Raw genomic sequence first — 2,787 nt, 5'->3', positions numbered from 1 at the left:
CATCTACCTTAACTTGATGATTTTTATCTAAATTATCAGGGGATTCCTCAGTGCTCTGTGTACTTAGATGAAGCCATATGGAGTAGATATAACCCCAAAGCGCTAAAGAAAAAATAGAGAATTACAATGATATCTAAGCCCTCAATATATTGAAGCAATTACCTTTTAACTAGTAAGAACACTATTTTGCACCAACGTCCTAATCTAGATGGTGGGAGTGTCAACATCAGTAAAACAAGCATTAACAGACCAAAGAGTTGGAGTTCTCCTCCTACCTCAATCGGCCCAAAAGGTATAAAGAACCAAGTTTCAAAAAAAGAGCTATTAAAAAGAACGTTATAGTGCTGGCTGCCGAATTGAGCACAGACAAGAAAATAGATAATAAATACAATGACTTTATCTTTGCGAAGATACAGTTCAGATAGATAGTGACATAGAATCACACCGAGTAGACTCACAAATACGTACAGCCAAATGGACATTATTCGTCACCTTCAAGATAGGGGTTAATGGCAGATTCAGCGTTCACCGATACCTCAGTGCTGCAACTTTCTGAGTTACGTGTCGTAAGTTATTAGGTTGATTTAACTAACAACTATAATTCTTTCTTCTTTAAGACACGACTTAAAAAAGTCAGCTTAGAAGGTGGTATTGTAAGAACCGTCACTATCATCAATGCTAATGCAATATAGCGATACAAATCCGTATAGGCAGAGTTGTCTGTCTCGAATAAGAATAACCAGTTTCTTATAAAGGTTTTATCGAACGTTAAAGAATAATGCTGGCTACCGAATTGACCCATAACAAAAAGATAGATAATAAATACAATGACTTTATCTTTGCGAAGATACAGTTCAGATAGATAGTGACATAGAATCACACCGAGTAGACTCACAAATACGTACAGCCAAATGGACATTATTCGTCACCTTCAAGATAGGGGTTAATGGCAGATTCAGCGGTTACCGTGTTAGCTAAAAATTCAAAGCCCAAAGCTCCTTTTGACATCGAACGCCACCCTTTCGCGTAATCTCGTTTAAAGTATCGAAATAGCATAAGCTGCTCGGAGTCTGGCATATTCGTCCATTTTTCAGCTACTCGCTTTTTAGAGATAAGGCCATACCCGCTTGTAGCAAGATCAACAACGGCATAAGCTGCGTCACCATCTCGTTTATTTAACCCGAGAAATGAGGCGGCCTTGTGATATTGCTTGCGTAACATACTATTACTATCTCCATATTTGCCAGTGTACTCTCCTTTCCAGTTTTGAACTATATTACCTGTCATATTGTATGAGTTTTCATATATGTTGTTACCACCGTGTGCCATCATGGTTGCGCCTACTGTACTACACCAAGATGCTCCCGCGATAGAAAAAATAGAGCTGGTAACACATCCCCCATAACCCACCGACAATTGCCCAATACCAGCCACCAAACCTATAGCATACTGACCTAGCTCAAAGGCCTGATCAATTAAACTCTGCCGCTCTTGCCTGACGTAAGACAATACTTTGTCTCTGCTTAAAACCCCTTTGCGATAATCACTAACTAGGCATTTACCGAGAAATCGATATTCCTCTCTAAAATTGTGTTGAATCGCAGGGTTTGTTAAGTGACTCATGCTGTACATGTTCGCTTGACGCAGAAGCCCACGCACAGCAAGTCTGACATCATCTTCCTCGATCTCGTTTTTTAGTTTACTCATTGCTGCGGCTGCTTCGCTTTTTCAGAGAAAGGTTGTAACCAAGAAGCAAAAGCGGCTGTGTTTGCTCCAACATGGCGCCAGTTGATATCACGATACGCTATAATAACCGTTTCGGTCATTTCATTTTCATTAAAATCAATAACATGAGGCATGTGAGTTGATACCGAACGAATCAATGCGCCAGTAAGATTAATCTCATAGAAAAGCTCACTACCCCCTTTTGGATTAGGTCGATAAAAAGTCAAATGACACTTCAGCTCCTCACCATCTGAACATGCTTGAGCAAGAACCGGAGAAGCTTTATCAACCTTTTTCACGATTTGAATGGGGTTATGGATTGAACGATTATCGTAAGCCACAGAATGAGAAAATTATAATACGGTGATTTCGTCTTTGTGCCATAATTGGTAGCTGTTGCCCATAGATTCGGGTGTATTACACCCCGTTGATAAGCACCCACTAGATATACTTTCAATTGATAGATAAGCTGTTGCACTCATGGATTTTTCTCTGCTCGATAAATGAAGCAAGAATTTTAAGGTGTTGAGCAACTAGTTTCACCTTTCATTTCGTTCGTTTTACTAGTCAAAAAGCAGGTATTGATAGAAACGGGCGACTTATAGAAGATTGTGGCATCAGATCTTTCATTTTGCCCTAGCTAAATTTATCCAAAAATCCGGCAGTCACCAGAAATCCTAAATGACTTTTGTCCAAAACCACGATAGTATCACTCATAGCTAACATCAGTGCTAAACGCTCCCCCATAGAATTATTGCAATAGCCACTAGATTTTTATAGATATCACTACTATTCAGTTCCGAAAGTGGCTAACTTTGATTATGAGGACACACTCCTATAACACATAATATGCTCAGAAGTGTGTCCCCAAAACTCCTTGAAATGACTTGTCAATTAGTTGTTAGGAAATACAATTGCTCTGTTTGTATCCGTTTCTGCCGATGTTAAGTGGTTAGGTACCACACGGGTCTGAATATCTTTCACGGTTTCCACAATCCAGTTAAAAGGTAAGCGCTCCATAAAACCCGCATTCTAATCGCCTAGCGGGAAGAATAAGATCAA

General features: G+C 39.5%; 3 protein-coding genes. All 3 read right to left on the bottom strand.

Annotated features, from left to right (window positions below):
- Positions 1 to 595 precede the first annotated feature (595 nt).
- Genes AAFM34_RS20720 through tssD form a run of 3 tightly spaced genes read right to left on the bottom strand, consistent with a single transcriptional unit; the run spans position 596 to position 2,066 of the window.
- Positions 596 to 919 (bottom strand): hypothetical protein, encoded by a 324-nt coding sequence (locus AAFM34_RS20720; protein ID WP_341666140.1) that lies wholly within the window; start codon positions 917 to 919, stop codon positions 596 to 598.
- A complete protein-coding gene (locus tag AAFM34_RS20715; RefSeq protein ID WP_341666138.1) occupies positions 919 to 1,707 on the bottom strand; it encodes a DUF4225 domain-containing protein in 789 nt (262 codons plus the stop codon). Before AAFM34_RS20715 ends, AAFM34_RS20720 begins: the two co-directional genes overlap by 1 nt.
- A complete protein-coding gene (gene tssD, locus AAFM34_RS20710; protein ID WP_341666136.1) occupies positions 1,704 to 2,066 on the bottom strand; it encodes a type VI secretion system tube protein TssD in 363 nt (120 codons plus the stop codon). The genes AAFM34_RS20715 and tssD overlap by 4 nt, the downstream gene beginning before the upstream one ends.
- Positions 2,067 to 2,787: the final 721 nt, after the last annotated feature.

This window comes from Vibrio sp., assembly GCF_038138445.1.
In the GTDB taxonomy this organism is placed as follows: domain Bacteria; phylum Pseudomonadota; class Gammaproteobacteria; order Enterobacterales; family Vibrionaceae; genus Vibrio.
The sequence above is the reverse complement of the archived record's forward strand: the minus strand, read 5'-3'. Positions and strand labels throughout refer to the sequence as shown.